Below are 19,690 nucleotides of genomic sequence, written 5' to 3'. Positions count from 1 at the left end.
TGTTCGCCGCCTGATTATTTGGCGGAAAAAAACCATGGATTCGCCATTCGGTTTGGCGGAGCCAAACCGAATAAACAGCCGACAATAGCCTAATCCCTTCTGTACATTGACGGGGGATTAGGCTATTGTCGATTAAATAGGAAAATGCTCCCGAACCTTTGGAGAGGATCCCCGGGAGCATTCACTTCATCATGTCAAAAGTACTTTATTTCGGCCTTTCTTGCAAGGCTTATTTACGCACTTTCGAGAATCAATCTCCTGACGTCCAAATCTGCTGTGACGATTGCGGCCGGCTTCTCCATAAACACGGTCGTTATTGGCGAGGCGTTGTGACGAAACACGAAGTCATCCTGATCCCCATCTACCGCTGGTACTGTCCTGCTTGTAATAAGACGATTTCCCTTCTTCCGGAATTTCTGATTCCATGGGCCCGGTATGCGACTTGGGTGCGAGAAGCGGCATTGAAGCGCAAGCGCAAGGGATTCTCTTGGCGGCAGATCGCAGAAAGCACGACAACATCTAGCGTACGTTACAGCTTCCGTACGTTGAAACGCTGGTGGGCAAGGCATTTGCACCGCGCAGCAAATGCGGCACTTTGGGTTGCCGGGCAATTCATTGCCGGGGGAGTAGACGAAGATATGCTCCGCCTTTACCCCACCATGATGAATCCAACGCCAATGGACACACTGGATTGGCTGAACAAACTGTTATCCCGATTCATCCCCGCTGGCGCATCTAGACGGGGCTATTGGACTTTTCTAAATGCAGGGTTACCTGCATGCAGCATCACGCTTATAAATTCCTTCAGCATCCGCCGCCAAGGAGCACGGCAAGCGAAAGTCGCCTCCAAAATCGCTTTAAAAATCGCCTGGACGGCAAGTTGCCCTCCCGATCCCACAAAATATGCGCCCTCCCTGGTTTCTAGCGTCTATGGGATACTCTCATAGACCACAGGGAGAGGAGATTTTGCATGGATGAGCAAGCAAGGCAGCAAGAGGCTAACTTCCGTTACGGCTTGATTGCGCCCCTGGTTAGCCGCAAATTGGATCCCGGAGAGCAAATGGCACTCATGCGCGAAATTGTAAGCCACGAGTATGAAACACCGTCGGGAAATGCCGATAACCTTATGCTGCAAGATCATCAGCATTTCTTATTTTCTTTATTGAGTAAACTCCATGTGCGTATAATAAACGCTTGTAATAGGAAAACAGACTTCTAAATCTGAATTCAAATCGCTATAAACGAAAAAAGACCGTACAACAGTCTATTTACAATTTTTATTCATGAAATAATGCGTACTAAGATCAGTTCTCTAGCTCGCGTACTGTTTCTTTTACCTAGATGCTAACCCGGTGGAAGCAAAGTTTCCAGGGCAAAAATCTACGCGGATTAGCGGTCAGACTTGCTGACGGCTATAAAAGTTTAATACCTGATTGCAGGTCCTTATATCCAGTTGAGTTATTTAACCCCTTTTTCTATGAAAGTCAAGTAATCGCACTCTATGTGATGTGTTCAGCATCCAGCACCATTATCTAAGATTTTGAGCCCTTTTCACGTATTCATAGAGTTGTTACTTTCGAAATTCAGGTTTAGCTATTTTCCTGGCTAATATTCTAAACCCACTATAAACAAAATATCCAATTAAACAACCTGTCATATTCAAAATGATATCATCAACATCAAAATAACCTAACATTGTGACAAATTGGAAACTCTCGATCCCAATTATACTGATTAAACAAATCAACAAAGTCTTAGAAAGTTTCCTGTACTTTGTAAAAATAGTAGGGATTAAGAATCCTAATGGACAGAACGTAACAATATTACCCAAAATATTTATGAAGGCAAATGGAGTCGTTTTAAAACGGAAATAACTTGAGATACTTCGAAAAGGATCTACATTGTAGTTCCAGATCCCGATACTCCTATTTTCAAGTATGGATTGTATTCTATCAATAAAACCAATAGGTTTTACTACAATGATCGCCACGCGGCGGGGCTTTTTCCAGGATGTCGCTTTGTAAATGAGCGTTATCCCTTCGATAATCCAGTCTTCATCGACAAATCGTTTCCAGTACCGGCAGGCTGCACCTGCGCCGCAAGGCGCTGCGTCCTTTTCAGCTTGCCGACGTAGCCGATGTTCTTGCCTTCCCACAGGCTATAGAACTCCTCGCCGCCGAAGCCCTTGTCGAATCGGGCATATTTCACCGAACGTCCGCCAAGGAGCTCGAACGTGTTGTCTAAGAATGAAGCAGCATCCGTAGAGGCATGCGTGTTCCCAGATCGGAGGAAGTCATTCAGGCACAGGCGAGACTGCCCCTCAAATGTCAGTAGCGGGTGGTAGCTTTTGCGGCCGGGCTTGTGCGGGTTCTTTCCTTTCTCTGCGCCGACTTGATCGCCGTATACGGTTTCCGCCGTCGAATCCAGATCAAGGACAAGTTTAGACGGCAGGCAGGGCCGAATGACGGTCTGATTGAGCGTTCGCAGTTCGAACCGCAAGTTAGGACAAGATGTTCTCAATCGAATCAGTTCTTTGTACAGCAAGGTATGGTGTGGGCATCGCCCGCCAAGAAATCGCTTCAGAAGCTAGTCGCGCTATAGTTTGCGAAAATGAAAGAGCCGCTCGCAGCCGAGCATCCAACCCACGATGAGATAAAGCAGAATGCGGTAAATCGGAAAGAGAGAATTTCGTCCTTTGCCGCAAGAGATGTCACGTAACGCTTCGGAGAGCTTTATTTTCTCAAGGTATTCCAGAAAGATTTTGATGCCTCCGAAGCTGGTGGCATTCTCCAAGGAAAATTCAGTCTTGATCTTGCTGACGGGTGTGGTAGACTTCACCTAAAAGGTGCTCCTCTCTTTGGGTGATGTGTTTCAGTCAAACACCATTCTACCAAAGATTTGGATCCCTTTTCACGTTTCCACGGAGCTGTACGTTCGAAATTCAGGATTACTTTTCGTTTCTAATTAGTTACCCCTGAAAAATTCGAATTTAGAGTTCGCTCTACTCTCCTTGAAATTTTCAGGTGGACATATTTCCTTTGTATTCCATTTCTTTGCCTTATTTGATCATCTGAGCGGCTTTTCTGAGGTTATGAACCCAAATTCCCAAGCCGATCCAGGTTTTTGAGCCAACAAAGCCCCTGTACCGGCTGCGGTTTAAACCGTACCTGCGTTTCAGTAAAATGATTTTGGCTTCACCTGCAGCGCGGAAGCGTTGCAAATCTTTATACCATAACTGTTTCTCAAGTTCCGCACGTTTCTTGCTCTTCTTCCCTCAGAATGGGGTGCTGATTCGTGTTACACCCAGTTCTGCAAGGGTCGATTCATTTTTCTTGCTGCCGAAGCCGCGGTCGGTTGCCACAGCACGGGGCACCGAGCCAAATCGTTCTTTATGTTGTACCACGGCGGGAACGAGCATTTCGTCGTCCGAGGGGTTACCTTTGTATAACTCATAGCCGGTTACAAACCCATTTTCGGTTTCATCGATTCGCGCTTTGTATCCGAATTCCGCGCTCTTGGATAGCTTCCCTTTTTTGATCGGGCGTGCTTCAGGATCAAAGAAGCTGACGATCCGATCTGGAATAATGCGGTTTCCGGATACCACTTGCTTGGCCTGATCGACGAGCTTTTGGGTCAAGGTAATAGCTTCACCTAACTTCTCTTTCATCGCCTTGACGGACGCCTTACCTTTATCCTTTGTAAGATTCATAACAGCTGTTGATTTCTGACATACGTCTTCCGTCATCGCAACGACTTGCTCCGTTATGGCATTGAGCTCGTCCCATGACTGTTGCGTGCGCCGGCGCAGCAACTTGGCGATCGAAAGGATGTGTTGCTTCACTTCACTGTTTTTATCCTCGAAGTTCCGGGTCGCTTCGGACGCCACTTTCCGGATCTTGCCTACCAGGCGAGTGATGACCTTTACGCCATCCTGCAGCAAGGTCGCATCGGTCGGATGATGTACATCCGATTCGACTACGGTGGTATCCGTCCGCAGCTTCCGGTGTTTGAGCACCTTCGCTTCATCCAGTTTTTGAAGCAAAAGCTCATTGAGTTGTTCGACCCATTCTTCGCCATAGCGCTGGCGCGCTTTGATCAAGGTCGTCGGATCAGGCATCTTTTCGTCAATGGGTATGCGGCAAAATCGCCGCCACGTCAGACTGTCGCCTACTTCCTGCACGAGGGATTCGTAACCGAAATTGTAGCGGCGCTTCAGATACATGAGACGCAGGAAGGTTTCAATCGCTTTGGTCGGACGGCCCCTTCGGGTGTGATGCTTCTCTAGAAAAGGCTGCATGAAACGTTCATCATCCAGCAAGGCATCTATTTTAGCCAGTTCTTCAGGCAACGACCATACGCTCTCAGAGATGATGGAATCCCACAATGTGATTTGTTCTTCACGAAGTTTCAACATTTTTCTCACCTCAAAAGGATTTTGAGGGGCAATGAAGAATTCATAAGCATAGGAATTCGGCCCCCCTTTGGATGGTTATCTGGACAATAACTAATTCCATTTTGAGGCAGTGAATTCCTTTTATTTTTGATCAAAACCCTGATTTTTTCAGGGGTAACTAATTAACAGTGAGCAACATTCAACATGCATCGCATCGGGAGTTTGTCTTCATTCTGGAAAGCTGCAGAATGCTACTTTCTTGATTTATTCTTCATTTCTTTCTTTATGCGTAATAGACTCTCCTTCTACATCTATATTAGGAAGAATTTTATCTAACCACTTCGGAATATACCAAGCTGATTTTCCCATTAGAGTCATTACAGCAGGTACTATTGTCATTCTGACAATAAACGCATCGAAGAATACTCCAAAGGTAGTGCCATTCCAATTGATTTAATCATCGCATCAGGATTCATCATAAATCCGAAAAATACTGCCATCATAATAAGAGCTGCAGCAGTTACTACTCTACCGCTGTCTCTCATTCCATATAAAATAGCTTTACGACTATCTCCAGTATGCATATAACTCTCTCTCATTTTACTAACTAAGAATATTTCATAGTCCATAGCTAGTCCAAACAATATCCCTATTGTAATAACAGGTAAAAAGGCTAATATTGGAGATTCCGATGGAAATCCAAAGAAATTAATGAAATGCCCATCTTGAACAACAAATACCATAAATCCTAATGTTGCTCCTAATGAAAGTAAGAATCCAACTACTGCTTTCAACGGTACTAATAGTGATCTAAAGACCATTACTAAGAGTATATAAGCAAGACCAATTATTAAGGATGCAAATAATGGTAAAGCATCATTCAATTGCTGTGATATGTCAATGTTCATAGCCGTGCTACCTGTTACCATTAATGCAATATCATGTTCTTTTTCTGTTTCTTTAGATTTGTCTCTAATAAGATTTACCAAATCCTTTGTTTCTATATCATCCGGTCCGGATTCTGGTGTAATTTGAATCATAAAAATTTCTCCGGAAGGTCCAGGTATAAGTGGTGATACAGATTTAATATCTTTTAAATCACTAATTTCTTTCACTATTTCTCCAATAACTTGAGGTGTTTCCTCTGTTACTTTACTAACTTTTGCAGCAACAACTAATTGTGCATTAAAGCCTTCTCCATACCCTTCCGTTAGTAAATCATATGCTCTTCTTTCCGTCATTTCCGTTGATTTAGCTGTTCCATCAGATGGTAGCCCCAAATTCATATGGAAGAAAGGAATTGTAAGAATTGCAAGGAATGCAATGGATACTAGCGATATAATGATAGGATGTTTAGTAACCAATCTCCCCCATCTATTAGCTTTTTCTTCGTCTGTTCTATTCTGACCATTGATTTTTTGCCAAAATCTACTTTCCTTTGCAGGCGACAATCGGTGGCCTATCATACCTAAAATTGCTGGTAAAGTAATAATCGAAATAAGCACGGCTGCCAGTATACTAATAGCGGCTGAAACACCCATAAGGGTTAAGAATGGAATTTGAGCTACAGATAAACCCAATAGTCCAATAATAACAGTCAAACCTGCAAATACTACAGCACTTCCAGATGTTCCTATGGCTATTGAAATTGAATTGTTGATGGCATGTCCCTTTGCCAATTCTTGTCTGAATCGTGTAATAATAAATAGTGAGTAGTCAATACCTACCGCTAAACCCAACATAGCTGCTAGAATTATAGAAATAGAATTCAAATCAATAAAGTAGGCACCAATCATAATACCTAATAAGCTAATTCCTAAACCTAATACCGCTATAAGAATTGGTAAGCCTGCTGCAATAAATGAACCAAAAGTAATTGCTAATACAATAAATGCAACCACTACTCCAATTACTTCATAAATTCCTTCAAACTGTATGCTAGAGAAGGTAATATCTCCTCCCATTATTTCTGTCTGAATACCTGCATCTCTTGTTATTTCAATACTATCCAAAATGTATTCTTTCGATTTTTCTGGCACTTTGTCAGCTTCTAACGCAAACGTAACTTGTGCGTAACCAATTGTTTTATCTTCATTTAAGTTGTTCAGTTCTATCGGTGATTGAACACTTGCTACTTTCGAATCTTTACTTATTTCATTAAGTACTTCCGTAATTTTGCTTTGGACATCCTCTGATTCCAACGTTCTATTATCTGGTGCTTTAAATACGATGTTTACAGTTGATTGTTCGGAAGTACCTGCAAATTCTTCTTTAATCAAATTGGCTGCTTTTTCCGCAGGTGTATTGGGAATAGTTAGTTCTCCATGAAAAGATGGTTTTAAACTCAGTACTAATACTGCTAATATCATCAAAATTCCTACAGTGCCAAAAAGTACCGTTTTTTATGTGTTGCTGACCAATTTCCTAATTTATAAAGATACTTTGCCAATGTAATCTCCTCCTGTATTTCCTGTCTGTATATGTGCTAAAACAACCAAAATTGATAAAATAAACACCATGAACGATTGTTCATTTTTGTTTCAAAAAAATATCCACATTATTTAAATGTGAGACATTTCTTTAAATCGGCTTTCAGTACCGTGAAATGAGAAAAACATCAACTGGTCAATGAGGATGCTAATTTTTTCCCCATCTTCTTGAGTCTTTAAAATGGTATATAATCCTTCTACAAAGTTTGTTGATAGGACATAGAAAATAAATGGTTCTTTCACAATGCTTTTATCTTCAAAACGAGAGAATACTTCTTTTTGAATAATATTATGAAGAACATCCACGACCTCGTTTTTAAAGTTCTCATATTTAGATCCCTTACTCTTACCGAAAAGAATTAAGACTTCTTTACTGTTTCCTTTAAAAATGTCCAAAATCCTATTTTTAATTTCAATCAATTTTTCATTAGGGTTAACATCAGCAACAATAATTTTATTGATCGTAGCAAACAAATCGCTATAAACCGATTCTACTACAGAATTAAACAAATCCTCCTTATTCCTAAAATATTTATACACTGTACCTAATGCAGTATCTGCGTTACTGGCTATATTTCTAACGGATGCACTTAAATAACCCTTCTCTTTAAATTCATCCAATGCAGCTATTAAGATTCGTTTTTTAATTTCCTCTTTTAAATATTGCATTCGTGAACCTCCGTTCATTTTTAAATAATATATATTTTATCATGCATAAATCTACTTGTAAACCAATTTAATTAATTGAGTTTCCGCAAAAATGGATGGCATGTAATTACGGAGGTGTGTATCTTAAGAAAATCCCCCAAAACAGAGATGAAAAGTGAGAAATATTACCTGAAAACAGCAAAAAACCTCCCTTTGATTGGTATAATTTAAGTACCGCCAAAATTAATCTAAACAAAAATGTAAATTATTAGGGGTTTTTAACATGTTCCATTCCACCACAGATGTGTATGTAACAAAACGGGAAACGATACATTTTGCAAAAAACCTGGTATCCGAATCTGGTCAAGTCGAATCCAAATTTATTACCCAAACCATTTACTGTCTGTTGAAGTCCAAAAGTGTGATTCTTAGAAATATCGCAGTCGCCTTGAATGAATTCATTCAGGTAAAGAATACAAGTGATCGATTAAGTCAGAATCTGCAACGACCGTCTCCGTCGCTCACCACCCGCTATGCGAAATAAATGGTGAATGCACTTGATGAGGACGCGTTAATTCTGGAGGACGACTCCGATGTGATCAAACCGTATGGTCGAGCATTCGAAGCGTTGGGGCAGGTCAGAGACAGCTCGAGTAAAGATTACAAGATTGAAAAGGGTTATTCGGTCACGGAAATAGTCGGTTTGACGCCCCGCAGAAGCAACCCGTCAACCTCTTCTCTCGGATCCATTCTTCCACAGAGAAGGGATTCAAATCAACAAACGAAGTGCTGTTAGAGGGACTCCGTCACGTCATCGGCCATTTGAAAAAGTAGGCTACATTTGTTTTTGACGGGTGTACCCTTCTTCCTCAAAGTCGGAAACGTAGGCCGTTTCGTCAGCTGAATTCTCTACTACCAGCAACATATCGATGATTGGCTTGGCCCGGCACCGAAGTATATCCAACATGCTCTAATTGCAGAACCTTGTTGCCAAGTATTGAACGAATTCGTTCGGCCTCTTGCTCGAAACGTTTCTGAAGCCTTTCCTCACTGGCAGATGCCATTGTCGAATGGTCACGATACGGTGTCAAATATTCCACACCGCTTTCTTTCAGATAAGATATGGAATCGCAGAACTCTCTAATATACCACAAGCGTATATGTAAGCCAAAGCATATACCTTGCCCTCGACCCTTTAAACGGCGTCAGCAGCTATTGGTTCGCTTAACTCGATACTCGTTGGAAGACTTTTAGAAAAAGACAAAAAACTTTTTGACTCCTTCGGCTTTTATAGTGGGACCTGCTTCTTTTCATTGTCGATTTCTTCAACAAGGTTTATTTCGAATCAAATGTTAACTTAATATTTATTGGTTGCAAAGTTCTTTTAAGTGGTGAGTAATAATTTGTTCCGTTTTTTCAATGGTGAATAAATCCGGTCTTAATAGAGCATGTATGGATAAACCTTCAATGACTGCAGAAAGCCTTAATTTTTCTAATTCAATATCTATGTCTTTTTTTACATATCCTGCCTTTATCAAGATTTCAAGCAGTGCCTCCATTAAAATGTATTCTCCTTCGATGAGTTCAGCTTTTTTCGTGTTCAAAGCTGCACTTGTAAGTGAACGAATGACGAAAACCAGCCATACGCCAGCTTCAGCTTGTTTATCCCGATCGACAGGAACCAATTCTAACAACGTTTCCTGTACCGCAATGAAAGGGTCTTGTGACCATGATTTATTCTTCGACCGTTCTTTCCCGCGAGCAAGAAAATAATCCATGATAAATAATAGTAACTCATCCTGGTTTGAGAAATAATGTCTCAATGCTCCGGCAGACATTCCAGCCTCAGATGCGATTCTGCGGATAGATGCTTTTTCAATACCTTCGGTTTCAATAATTTTCCAGGCCGTTTCAGCGATGAGCTTTCTTTTGTGATCATGATCAACAATTTTCGGCACTTCAAATCACCTCTTGTCTTATTTAACACACTGTGTTATTATTATTTTATCACAGTGCGCGAAATAAATAAATAAGGAGGATGTTTAGGTGATTGAATTCATTGAATCATTAATTCCTGCCAACATAGATTTCACAACAGCACTCCTCATTATTGTGCTCTGTGCTGTCATTGATATTTTAAGCCCCGGGGTATTGGCGATTACAGCTTATATCCTTCTCATACAAAAAGAAAAAACAGCATCGCGATTGATCGTTTTTTTATTTTCGACACAATTTTGCTATTTTATAATGGGTATCTTGGTTTATCTCGGAGTTGGGCCGATTCTTGGTATTATAGAAAGCATGGCGAACAATCAAATTTCAAGTTGGTTTTATACGATACTTGGAGTCGCCTTTGTACTCATTAGTTTTTATAAGCCTAAAAAAGGGATGGAATCCCGATTTTTGGAATGGTTACCTACGCAAGTGTCTATAAGAGGAATGATCATACTCGGTATTATTGTCTTTGCGATTGAGTTTACCACAGCTTTACCGTATTTTTACTCGATATTACTAATGGATGGTTTAGCGTTTCATACGGGTTTGTCCATTGGCATTTTACTTGGCTATAACGCGATTATGGTACTTCCTTCAATCTTACTATTGATCGTGTTTATACTATGTAAAAACTGGATAATGAATCAGCTTGAACAACTGCGATCAAAATTAGTAAAAGCTCCGTTGTCTTCTGTATTAGTCGGAGTGGCAGTTATTGGGGCGATTTTATTCAATATTGGCATCAGGGGAGTTCTATCTTGATATTCGTTATGTAAAAAGGAGATGTAGCGTTATGAAAGAGATTGCAAGCGGTGCAAGTTTACTTCTATTGCTTCAGGGAGTTGGAGGTATCATAAATCGATTGGCAGGCGGGGGACCAAGTTGGTTTCTCGTCAATTACATCGATGCATTGCAAGGATATGAAATAATAGCCAGTATAATTTTAGTGATATTGGGAGCAATTATTGGTGTGGGTTCTCTTAAAATAAAGGATAAAGTTGACTAACCTATTATGTCTTGAAGATCTCATAGTTATTCCTCACCCTTGAAGTTTATTCTATGAGCATGATACTTGGGTGAGGAAGGCTCGTAAAGTGTTCATGGTTATTCAATCAAACGTTGCTCTTCCGCCATTCTTCTTGATTTAATTCCCCGTTTATTGCAGCTGCGGATACAGCACCTGAAGCAGCAGCAACAATAGATTGGTGTAAGTGTGTAGTTGCATCCCCTGCTGCATAAACACCAGGTACACTAGTTTTTCCAAACTCATCGACTTCAATGATTCCAGTATCCAACATCCGGCAACCAAGGGCAACTGGCAAATCCGATCCAAGTTCCAATTCCGGCTTGAAGAAAATCCCTGTGCACGAAATTTCCGTCCCATCCTCAAGCTTGATATGGCTTACCATGCCTTGATTTGATTGGATTGAATGTATTGGTGCATTAAATACCGGGATATTATGTGCGCGCAATTCTTCACGTTCTGCTTCACTCAATTCATCGGGACCATTTGTACAAACTACTAACTGCTTCGACCATCCAGAAAGCAATGGGACAAAATGCATTAATGTCGCTCCTCTGTTTATGACAACTAATTGCTGATCCCTTAGTTCCCAGCCATCACAATACGGGCATACAAACGCACTCTTACCATAGACCTCTGCCAACCCTGGTATGCCAAGATCACGATCCTTCATTCCGATAGCAAACAGCAGTTTACTAGCGGCTATCTTCACCCCCGAAACAGTTTCCAACAAAAATTGTCCATCTTCCCCTTCTATCAACCTGACGATATCTTCCAGATGTGAAACCGATGGATAAGTGCGAAGCTGTTCTTTCGCAATTTTTCGAAAGTCATGTGGGCTAACGCCATCACGTGTTAAAAAGCCATGAGCCTCTCTAGTCACTGCATTACGCGGTTGGCCCTCATCAATAATCAATGTCTTCTTTCTAGCACGTCCTAGTACAAGTCCAGCACTTAAACCTGCAGGACCTCCTCCAATAATAACAACATCAACTTCCTTCATGATTAACTCCCTCCCACTTCGTTTAACTTTCCATACGAGATGTGATTACTCAGTATAATGCATGGGCTTATTTTCAAAATGGCAAATCTACGGCGTAAACTCGATTTGTCATTTTCTGCATATTTCATTCTAGACTTGACTTTTATTAAATAGTCTATCCAATTTCAAGTAATCTAACATGTACTTTGCAAGTGTTATGACTGAAAAAATCAACATTAAAATTAATGTGATGGAAGCGCCGGGTGGTGTACCCAATTCATAAGAAGCGACTAAACCACTTAACATGCCAACAAGCGCAATGACCATTCCATTTAATATGATAAGTGTTGTTTTTCAAAGGCAAATACAATCAAAGTACACGCCTCTTTCTTCATCCGCCTGAATATCATGCCCATCTGGATCAAAAATTCCCGCACTTCCGGAACCGCCATTGTTTCGTACAACGCGTCCCTTATGCGGGAACTCATCTGATGTAGGCGCTTTGGTTGATTCATCCTCATGAATAAGTAAACATGCTTTGCTCTTCTAACTGAATGAGCACTTTGCCGAAGCGCCCTCCTTGTTTGATTGGGATCGTTTTTCCAGGATAAGTTTGATCCAGATAATCTTCAATGATGGCCTGCGTATTCTCATCTACTGGATAATTGTAAAAGTTAAGCCAATGTAAAACCTCTTGAATGGCTTCCGCACGAGACACAACCCTGACTTTCATTTCTCGTGTGACGAGTGAATGAAAGGCGTACCCTTTTAGATAAAGCAGCTGTAGCAAATACATCATCTCGGAGTTTTGATGCTTGTTGTATGAATGGTTTAACAGCGGCAATATTTCAAGGGTGAGGCTGTGTTCTTTAGGACCTGCCGCTAGGCTGATATAACAAAATTTTCGAGCGCAGCTGATCACTTTCTCCACCATCTCCCAGTCTGTGATCGCCGGGCACATTGACACAAAGACAAAATCAAAAGCTTGGTTCCAGCCTAATGTCTTCGTATCCATATCTTCAAAGGCTGCGCGCACGATCTTTACCTTACCGTCGGCCCATTTTTGATTGTTGTGCTCCAATAGTTCTGTGAACGGAAGCGACGGCTCAACGGCGGTCACATCTGCTCCTCTTTGCGCAAAGGGAATAGAAAATATTCCAGAGGCCGCTCCGATGTCGAGGACAGAGGCGCCATTAAAATTTACGCCTTGATTTTCCAACCAGCCGATAATACGTGCTGACCGTCTTCTTCCTTCATCGTTGAACGATTGCTCATTGTAGTTTTGGGCCGCGATGGCGCCAAAAGTGAATCTCGGCTCGATCCCTGCTGATTTCATCAAGTTTACACCTGTCGTTTGGTCGTCCTTCCAAGCTTGTTCCCAAGCAGCTTCGTTGCGTAACATTTCGATCATCTAGGTAAACACCTCATTTCTTAATTTAAATGGATTTCAGCTTATGCCTCAAGCTGTTCTCATTCCCCTTCCAACTCTCCTTCAAGCTCTAGGTATTTCTGCCGCAGCTGATGCAAAACTTGTTCATCCGGTGTCCAGTATCCTCGCTGCTCGCTTTCCAGCAATGTTTCGATCATCGCATGGTAAGCCCAACGGTTGTTGTCCTGCAGCTTCCGGCTAAGTGCTTCATCAGCCATATAGACGTCATGCAGACGATCGAATACCCAAGGTTCTACTTTTCCAGTCGTGGCTGCAAGTCCCAGTACATACTCGAATCGGCTGGCCATTTCCTTTGCGCCATGATAAGGATGCTTCAAGAGATCGTTGATCCATTTCGGGTTTGTTAAGCGAGTCCGTACTCCGCGTGCAATCGCATGTTCGGCAGATTCTGTCTTGATTTGCTCCCCTGTCGTATCCGTAATATGAATGTCTGCTTTACGACCTTTCATTACTTCCACAGACTTTGCCAAGCCGCCAAAATACTCATAATAGTGGTCAGAATCCGTTACTTCCCATTCATGACTGCTGCGAATTTGCGACACAATATCCACCTCCAGCATATGTGACCGGTACAATTCCGGCTCCGCCTGTCCTCGCGCTAGTGCGCTGTATACATGCTGCTGGCTGTCCGTGTATGCCGCTCCGAGCTCAGACTCCTCGTTCCATAGCTTCGTCTCGATCATCCGCGTCACCGTCGTGCCATACTCTCCTTCTGCCGGGCCGAAGATGCGGGCGCAAGCTAAGTCATGCGCTTGACTTGCCTCATATCCAGCAGCAAGCAGCTCCTCCTCCATGCTTCGTGTATGAGCCTTGAACCAATTGAGCTCATCAGGTTCATCCAGCTCCGAAACCTTGCGGAATAGGTCATGTAATTCTTCCAGCAAATTCGGAAACAAATCGCGAAAAACCCCAGTAATATGCACCATGACGTTCAAGCGCGGTCGGCCTAATTCCGCAAGCGGGATCACTTCATATTCTGTACGGAACGTTCCGACTCCCCCGCCAATGCGAACCCCCATATAATGCAGGATTTGCCCGATGGTTTCCCCTTGTGTGCGCGACGTCTCAATCCCCCAGAGGATGACCGCCGTCGTGTGCGGGTAGTCCCCGTGCTGCTCGCGATATTGCTGTATGGAGTTTTCGGCGACAATCGCCCCCCGTTCAGCAGCTGTACGGCTGGGCACTAAGCGGGGATCGAATTGGTACAGATTGCGTCCGGTCGGCAATATTTCAGGTGTTCGCAGCACGTCACCAGCGAGCTTAGCTGGAACGTACCGGCCTTCCAACGCCCGCATCAGCCCTTCTGCTTCCTCATTTTGCAATGATCTTAGGTAAGCTTCGTAACCGTACTCGAGCGAAGCTTCCAACTGCTTAAGCCAATCTGGATGTTCACTCTTATACATGTCCGGGATTGCCTTGTTTGACACATAAGCGGTCACTAACGCATTCGCTTCCTCATCGAGCTGGCGCAGCAAGCTCACATGCTTGCCCGAAGTTAGCGCATCCGCCCGAACGCCTTGACGTTCAGCGAGCAGTCCGCGAATTGAGCGAATATTTCCCCGCTCGTGGCGAAGCACGAATTGCATATGGTTCAAAGCGACTTCAGGAGAATAGCTGTCGCCAAGCACATGCAGTCCACTAGGGATGAGCGAACGCTGCATGCGATAGAGCTCCTCCTCCATGTGTTCTACGGTCTCCGCGGAGAAGTCAAGCGACTTCGCTACCGCCTGCAGCTCTTGTAGAATCGCCTCACATCGTTCCGGCGCGAGCTGCTTCGCTTCACGATATTCGTGCAGCAAGGCTTCAAGCTCACGCCATTCGCCATACAGCTCAGCTTCAGTAAAAGCCGGCGCCTGATAGCCGATCAATACGGCATGGCTGCGCCGCTTGGCGATCATCGCTTCGGACGGATTCCCTACGTAATAGTAGTACAAATTTGGCAAATCCCCGAGTAAGTCATCCGGTACACAGTCCCCAGACAGAGCGGCCTCTTTCCCCCGCTGAAACTCTAAGGTGCCGTGTGTCCCGATATGGACGATGGCATCCGCTTGAAACTGTTCACGAATCCATTGATAAAACGCAGTATATTGATGCGTAGGTAGTAACGAACGATCGTGCAGTGACTTCTCTGGATCCTCATGGATACCGCGTGAAGGTTGCAGGCCGATAAACACTTGGCCGATCATTAGACCGGGTATGAGAAAGGAGCCGTTGTCCGTCATGATGTCACCAGGCGGCTGACCCCAGCGGCTTATCGCTTCTTCTCCCCATGAACGACCGGATAGCTTCTGTGTGAAATGGGGATCCGCATAACGGATCAACTGACTCGAAGCTTGAGGATCAGACCATTTTGCGGAATTGACTAGACCGCCCTCTATAAATCTGGCACGCAGCTCCGCCGCTGACAGTTCCTCGGTATGATATCCTTGCTGCTTCAGCCAGCTCAATAAACGTGCTATCGATTCGAATGTATCCAAGAAGGAACCGCCGAACACCGTTCCTTCGCCTGGCGGATAATTGTAGCCAATGAGCGCCAGCTTCTTCTCTGCATTGGGCTTGCTCCGCAGGGCAAGCCAGCGGCGGATGCGATCTGTCAAGCGTTTTGTCCGTTCAGGGATAAGTGCAAGTCGCTTTAGCGGAACGTTTAGCTCGGCGTCTTCTCCTTCTTCCTGCAGTGCCGCTATCGGAAACATCTCCACGCTCCCGTCAAGCTCCGGAAGCATGACCTGAACGAGTAGCAACGAAGGCTCAAGTCCACTCGCAGACTGTCTCCATTCTTGTTCCGTTCTACTGTTCAACAATAGCGGATGCAGCATCGGCACATCGAGCTGTTCCAGCATCTGCACAGCCCCGTCCTGATTTCCTCCGCCGGGACCAATCCCAAGTCGGAAAGGCAGCAGGTTCACGATAAGGTCGACTTGGTGACCGTCGCCAAGTAGCAACTCGCGCAGACGGTCGAGCGGAATGTTCATCACTGAAGGAAACGCGATCGGCATGACGTTCACGAAAGCCTCCAATTGTTCCTTAAGCTGCGCAATACATTCTGCGGTATCGAGCGGATTGCTATTCCCAAGATATAAAATCGCGACATTCGGCCGACCTTCGTCGTAGCGATTGCTTTGCCGGTAGCTGGCTGCAGACGAGTAAACCGTGCGACTGCTCGGCTCCATAATCGTTAACTCCCGAACATATACCGGCTCCTTAGGCTCCGGCAACAGATGGCAGCCGCCGTATTCACGGCCTGCCAGACAAAGCAGACCGAGCAAATTGTCAGTACCTCCGCCCCGCCAATATTCGGTAAATCGAACGTAGTGTTCATAATCCGCCTTACCCTCATCCATTCCTTCTAGCGGCAAGGACGTTGCCGCATGTGTATGCCCTTCTTGTCTAGGCAAATTTGCAAAGGTCAGACTGCCTAGCCTGAGCAGCGAAGCGATCTCAGCGGAGTTGCCGCCAAGCGGAACGATATGAGCCGTCCCTTTGCTTAGCAGGCTACTCAACCATTCGACAACGTCCTGGCGGACGCCATGTGCATCGAAGATGACAAGGTCAGCTCCAACAAGCGTGGCTTCCACGTCCTCAAGCTCGTCGATCTTCCGATTCCCTAAATCGATGATGGTCAGATGCAGCTGATTTTTCTGATTTTGATCAAGCAATTGATATGCTTCAGACAAATGCGACAACGTCGTTTCCCCGTTTGTGAGTATGGATAGCTTCAACGCGCCATCCTCCTTTCCGTAATCCATAAATCATTATTTTTAGATCAACGTCCGTACAGCTCGTTCGATACTCCCAGCCTCCAATTGTTCTAACCGGTAATACCGCGCTTGCATCGCTTCCGCCAGCTTGCGGGCATAGCCGAATCGTACTACACCATCCTCCGTATCGATCACAAGTGTGCGTATGCCAGCCGCTGCGATGCGTTGTGCAGCTTGCAGGCTTTCCTGCCATGGATCACCTGCCGCTTCTGCGCTGACGTTCGCCTTTCCATCGGTCATGACGATCATCGCGGGGATGAGTCCACTTCTTCTATTTAACAAAGGGCGGATCGCCATAAGTCCCTTTTCCAGTCCAATACCTAGCGGAGTTTTCCCGCCAGCTGGCAGCGTCCTCAATTTGCGTTCCGCGAGCTCTACACTGCGTGTCAACCCGAGCAGCAATTCAGCTTGTTGATCGCGAAAGGCAATCAAGCCCACATGGTCACGCTGCCGGTACGCATCACGAAGTAAAGACAATACCGCACCTTTGACAGCCTTCATTCTCTTATTTGCATTCATCGAACCGCTGGCATCGACGACGAATAGCAAAGCAGTTCCTGTCTTGTTTTCCCTAACCTTCACACGCACATCACTCGGCTCAATCCATAGCTTTAAGTTCGTGTTATATGAACTTGATTGTTGCTTACGTATCCGCTGAAAGGGAGCCGCCATACGAAGCGTGGCATCAAACGCAATGTCTCTTAGAGGGCCGCGTGGCATCGCAGCCCGCACATATCGACCGTTTACCGTTCCTACTGACGCTTGATTTCGTTTCCCAGTTTGCGCTTGTTTCATTGGATGCGGCGAGGTAAAGACGAATGGCTGCACAGCGATTTCCCGTCCAACGGCTTCCACTACAGCCCGCGCCTCTGAGGAAAGAGATTGTCTACTATCGGCTTCGCCGTTGTGGTCGCCCCCAAGTTGTGCAGGCGAAGCGAATTGTGACCGGTCAACTTGCTCGCCGTTTGTCGCATTATTCTCTCCTTCCGCTTGGCTTTCTCTTTGGCTTTCCTTATCGCGATGCGATCCTGGTGATGGATGATCGCCATTCGAATCATGCTTCGTTTGCTCTTGATCCGGCAAGTCTCCAGGCGACTTCCCTCGCGACACTTCCGGTTGAGATGCTGCACGCATCCGGTGCGGCAGCACAAAGCCCGCCGCTTCTTGCAGATGTTCCTGTGTCGTCTCGCTAAGACCCTCCCAAGCTGTGATCGTACGGACCGCTTCGATCAGCAGGATGTCCGCGCGGTGTCCCAGACAGCCAGCTTCCTCAGCGATTTCGGCAGCCAAACGTAGCAGCTCTCCATCAATATGTACAGCAGGCAGCCGAGTCCTAGCCGCTGCGATACGTGCTCTCAATTCCTTCGTTTCCGATTCATAAGCTAGGCGAAACGACTCAGGATCTTGTTTGAAGGCGAGCAAGCGGCTTGCGATTTCCGTTCGCTCCGCAAGGTCCGCCGAGGTTTCCAGTCGCACATATAGCCCGCAGCGATCAAACATCGCCGGCAGCGGCTTCCTATCGTCCGGACTCATAGCTGCGAACAGGCGGAATGCTGCACTGTCAAGGCCACTTCTTCGCTCAGAGCTCTTGCGGACATGCCCATGCGCGGGCTCGCCCGCCACATTGTCGCCAGCAGTCAGGACCGCTTTCATTAACCTTTCGGGCATGATATGTGCATTGTCTACCGTGACGATGTGCCCATCCGCAGCTGCAAGCAAGCCGGGTACAAACGTTCGTTTGCCGCTGCGGACAGCAGCTGCCATATCCCAGTCGCCCCAAAGCCGTTCCTCATCCACGTTCAAAGGAATGTTAATGACGTTAAGTTCCGGCAGAAGCTCTGTAACACCATGGATGAGCGTGGACTTCGCCGTTCCTGGTGGGCCTGCCAGCAGCACCCCCTTTAATCCCGGATTTACAGCATGAAGCAGCAGCGCCTTTTGCGCACGTTCTTGACCGACTACAGCACAGAACGGATACAAGTGAGGCTTAACTTGCATGGGTGACCTCGGACAGAAGGTCGCCGAGCAGCTCGCGTATCGTCTCGTGGTCATATGCTCCCTCTTCGAACGGCCGCTTGCGCATGCGATGCGGCATCACCATCATCGCCGCTTCTACCATATCGTCTGCCACGATCTGCGTTCTTCCCTGGAATGCAGCCATCGCCATGGCGGTTTTCATTAACATGATATCCGCACGATGTCCGTCTACCTTCAGCCGAATGCCGACTGCGGCGGTCCATTTCAGTAACTCCTCGGACGGTTTGATCTGCTCGAGCAGCTGACGCGCTCGTTCTATCCGTTCCCGAAGCTCTAGTTGTTGCGGCTCATAACGTCTTCGGAATTCGTCTGGATCTGCTTCGAATGCTAGGCGCCGGCGAATGACCTCCATTCGGCTCTCCACATCTCGTTCCCCATTCACCTCTACTGAAAGCGCGAAGCGATCCAGCAGCTGCGGCCGCAGCTCCCCTTCCTCCGGGTTCATCGTACCGATCAAGATAAAGCGGCTCGGATGCGAGTAGGAGACGCCTTCTCGCTCAACGGTGTTCACCCCCATGGCTGCTGCGTCGAGCAGCGCATCGACGATCGCATCATCGAGTAGATTGATTTCATCCACGTACAAAATATGTCCATGCGCCTTCGCTAACAGTCCCGGCTCGAACTTTTTCTCTCCTTCTCGAATCGCATGCTCGATATCCAATGTGCCGACGACGCGATCCTCCGTAGCATGTACGGGCAAATTCACGACGCTCAGCTCCGGCATTAAGTCCGCGATTGCGCGTACGGCCGTCGATTTGGCTGTGCCTTTCTCCCCGCGGATCAAGATGCCGCCGAGCTTCCGATTGACAAGATTAAGCAGCAGCCCTTTGCGCATCAAGTCCTGTCCGACGATTGCCGCGAATGGATATACGTCTGCTTTCCCCTCCATGTTGATCCTCTCCTTTGTAAATGTT

General features: G+C 45.6%; 14 protein-coding genes and 3 pseudogenes. 4 read left to right on the top strand and 13 right to left on the bottom strand.

Going from position 1 to position 19,690, the window contains the following annotated elements; genetic code table 11:
* Window positions 1–329: 329 nt before the first annotated feature.
* Both QNH46_RS05125 and QNH46_RS05120 read left to right on the top strand, forming a co-directional pair.
* A complete protein-coding gene (locus tag QNH46_RS05125) occupies window positions 330–947 on the top strand; it encodes a DUF6431 domain-containing protein (RefSeq protein ID WP_283927169.1) in 618 nt (205 codons plus the stop codon).
* Window positions 948–970: 23 nt separating this feature from the next.
* On the top strand, window positions 971–1,219 hold the full coding sequence (locus tag QNH46_RS05120; RefSeq protein WP_210095482.1) for a hypothetical protein: 249 nt from the start codon (window positions 971–973) through the stop codon (window positions 1,217–1,219).
* Window positions 1,220–1,570: 351 nt separating this feature from the next.
* Here QNH46_RS05120 and QNH46_RS24545 read toward each other — a convergent pair whose 3' ends face one another.
* From QNH46_RS24545 to QNH46_RS05080, 7 genes and pseudogenes are all read right to left on the bottom strand, one after another.
* Window positions 1,571–1,990: a VanZ family protein gene (locus tag QNH46_RS24545; RefSeq protein WP_356710800.1), complete on the bottom strand. Its 420-nt coding sequence runs from the start codon at window positions 1,988–1,990 to the stop codon at window positions 1,571–1,573.
* A pseudogene (locus QNH46_RS24425) lies at window positions 1,979–2,838 on the bottom strand (transposase); the annotation flags it as partial. The pseudogene QNH46_RS24425 and the gene QNH46_RS24545, both read right to left, overlap by 12 nt.
* 220 nt (window positions 2,839–3,058) lie before the next feature.
* A pseudogene (locus QNH46_RS05105) lies at window positions 3,059–4,414 on the bottom strand (ISNCY family transposase).
* A gap of 243 nt (window positions 4,415–4,657) precedes the next feature.
* Window positions 4,658–6,842, bottom strand: a pseudogene (locus QNH46_RS05095) (MMPL family transporter).
* Between the two features lie 112 nt (window positions 6,843–6,954).
* On the bottom strand, window positions 6,955–7,551 hold the full coding sequence (locus QNH46_RS05090; protein WP_283927166.1) for a TetR/AcrR family transcriptional regulator: 597 nt from the start codon (window positions 7,549–7,551) through the stop codon (window positions 6,955–6,957).
* Between the two features lie 814 nt (window positions 7,552–8,365).
* The gene (locus QNH46_RS24540) at window positions 8,366–8,455 is read right to left on the bottom strand and encodes a hypothetical protein (RefSeq protein WP_430691920.1); all 90 of its coding nucleotides are present in this window, start codon (window positions 8,453–8,455) and stop codon (window positions 8,366–8,368) included.
* 439 nt (window positions 8,456–8,894) lie between these two features.
* Entirely contained in the window at window positions 8,895–9,488 is a 594-nt protein-coding gene (locus QNH46_RS05080; RefSeq protein ID WP_283927165.1) for a TetR/AcrR family transcriptional regulator, read from the bottom strand.
* Window positions 9,489–9,576: 88 nt separating this feature from the next.
* Here QNH46_RS05080 and QNH46_RS05075 point away from each other — a divergent pair, with 88 nt between their 5' ends.
* Both QNH46_RS05075 and QNH46_RS05070 read left to right on the top strand, forming a co-directional pair.
* Complete coding sequence (locus QNH46_RS05075) at window positions 9,577–10,287, top strand: GAP family protein (protein ID WP_055109555.1); 711 nt, start codon at window positions 9,577–9,579, stop codon at window positions 10,285–10,287.
* Window positions 10,288–10,318: 31 nt separating this feature from the next.
* Window positions 10,319–10,531, top strand: coding sequence for a hypothetical protein (locus tag QNH46_RS05070; protein WP_054819294.1), 213 nt, complete (start codon window positions 10,319–10,321; stop codon window positions 10,529–10,531).
* A gap of 106 nt (window positions 10,532–10,637) precedes the next feature.
* On the opposite strand, the gene QNH46_RS05065 is transcribed toward QNH46_RS05070, so the two are convergent.
* From QNH46_RS05065 to QNH46_RS05045, 6 genes are all read right to left on the bottom strand, one after another.
* Window positions 10,638–11,552: an NAD(P)/FAD-dependent oxidoreductase gene (locus QNH46_RS05065; RefSeq protein ID WP_283927164.1), complete on the bottom strand. Its 915-nt coding sequence runs from the start codon at window positions 11,550–11,552 to the stop codon at window positions 10,638–10,640.
* A gap of 129 nt (window positions 11,553–11,681) precedes the next feature.
* Window positions 11,682–11,837 carry a hypothetical protein gene (locus QNH46_RS24420; protein WP_430691919.1) on the bottom strand — a complete coding sequence of 52 codons (156 nt, stop codon included), beginning with the start codon at window positions 11,835–11,837 and terminating at the stop codon, window positions 11,682–11,684.
* A gap of 211 nt (window positions 11,838–12,048) precedes the next feature.
* Entirely contained in the window at window positions 12,049–12,942 is an 894-nt protein-coding gene (locus tag QNH46_RS05060) for a class I SAM-dependent methyltransferase (RefSeq protein ID WP_283927163.1), read from the bottom strand.
* 59 nt (window positions 12,943–13,001) lie between these two features.
* Complete coding sequence (bchH, locus tag QNH46_RS05055) at window positions 13,002–16,700, bottom strand: magnesium chelatase subunit H (RefSeq protein ID WP_007130963.1); 3,699 nt, start codon at window positions 16,698–16,700, stop codon at window positions 13,002–13,004.
* 39 nt (window positions 16,701–16,739) lie between these two features.
* Window positions 16,740–18,737 (bottom strand): VWA domain-containing protein, encoded by a 1,998-nt coding sequence (locus tag QNH46_RS05050; RefSeq protein WP_283927162.1) that lies wholly within the window; start codon window positions 18,735–18,737, stop codon window positions 16,740–16,742.
* The gene (locus tag QNH46_RS05045; protein ID WP_095397591.1) at window positions 18,727–19,665 is read right to left on the bottom strand and encodes a magnesium chelatase ATPase subunit I; all 939 of its coding nucleotides are present in this window, start codon (window positions 19,663–19,665) and stop codon (window positions 18,727–18,729) included. The genes QNH46_RS05050 and QNH46_RS05045 overlap by 11 nt, the downstream gene beginning before the upstream one ends.
* Window positions 19,666–19,690: the final 25 nt, after the last annotated feature.

Source organism: Paenibacillus woosongensis, assembly GCF_030122845.1.
Taxonomy (GTDB): Bacteria; Bacillota; Bacilli; order Paenibacillales; family Paenibacillaceae; genus Fontibacillus; species Fontibacillus woosongensis_A.
This window is presented reverse-complemented; position numbering and strand designations above follow the sequence as displayed.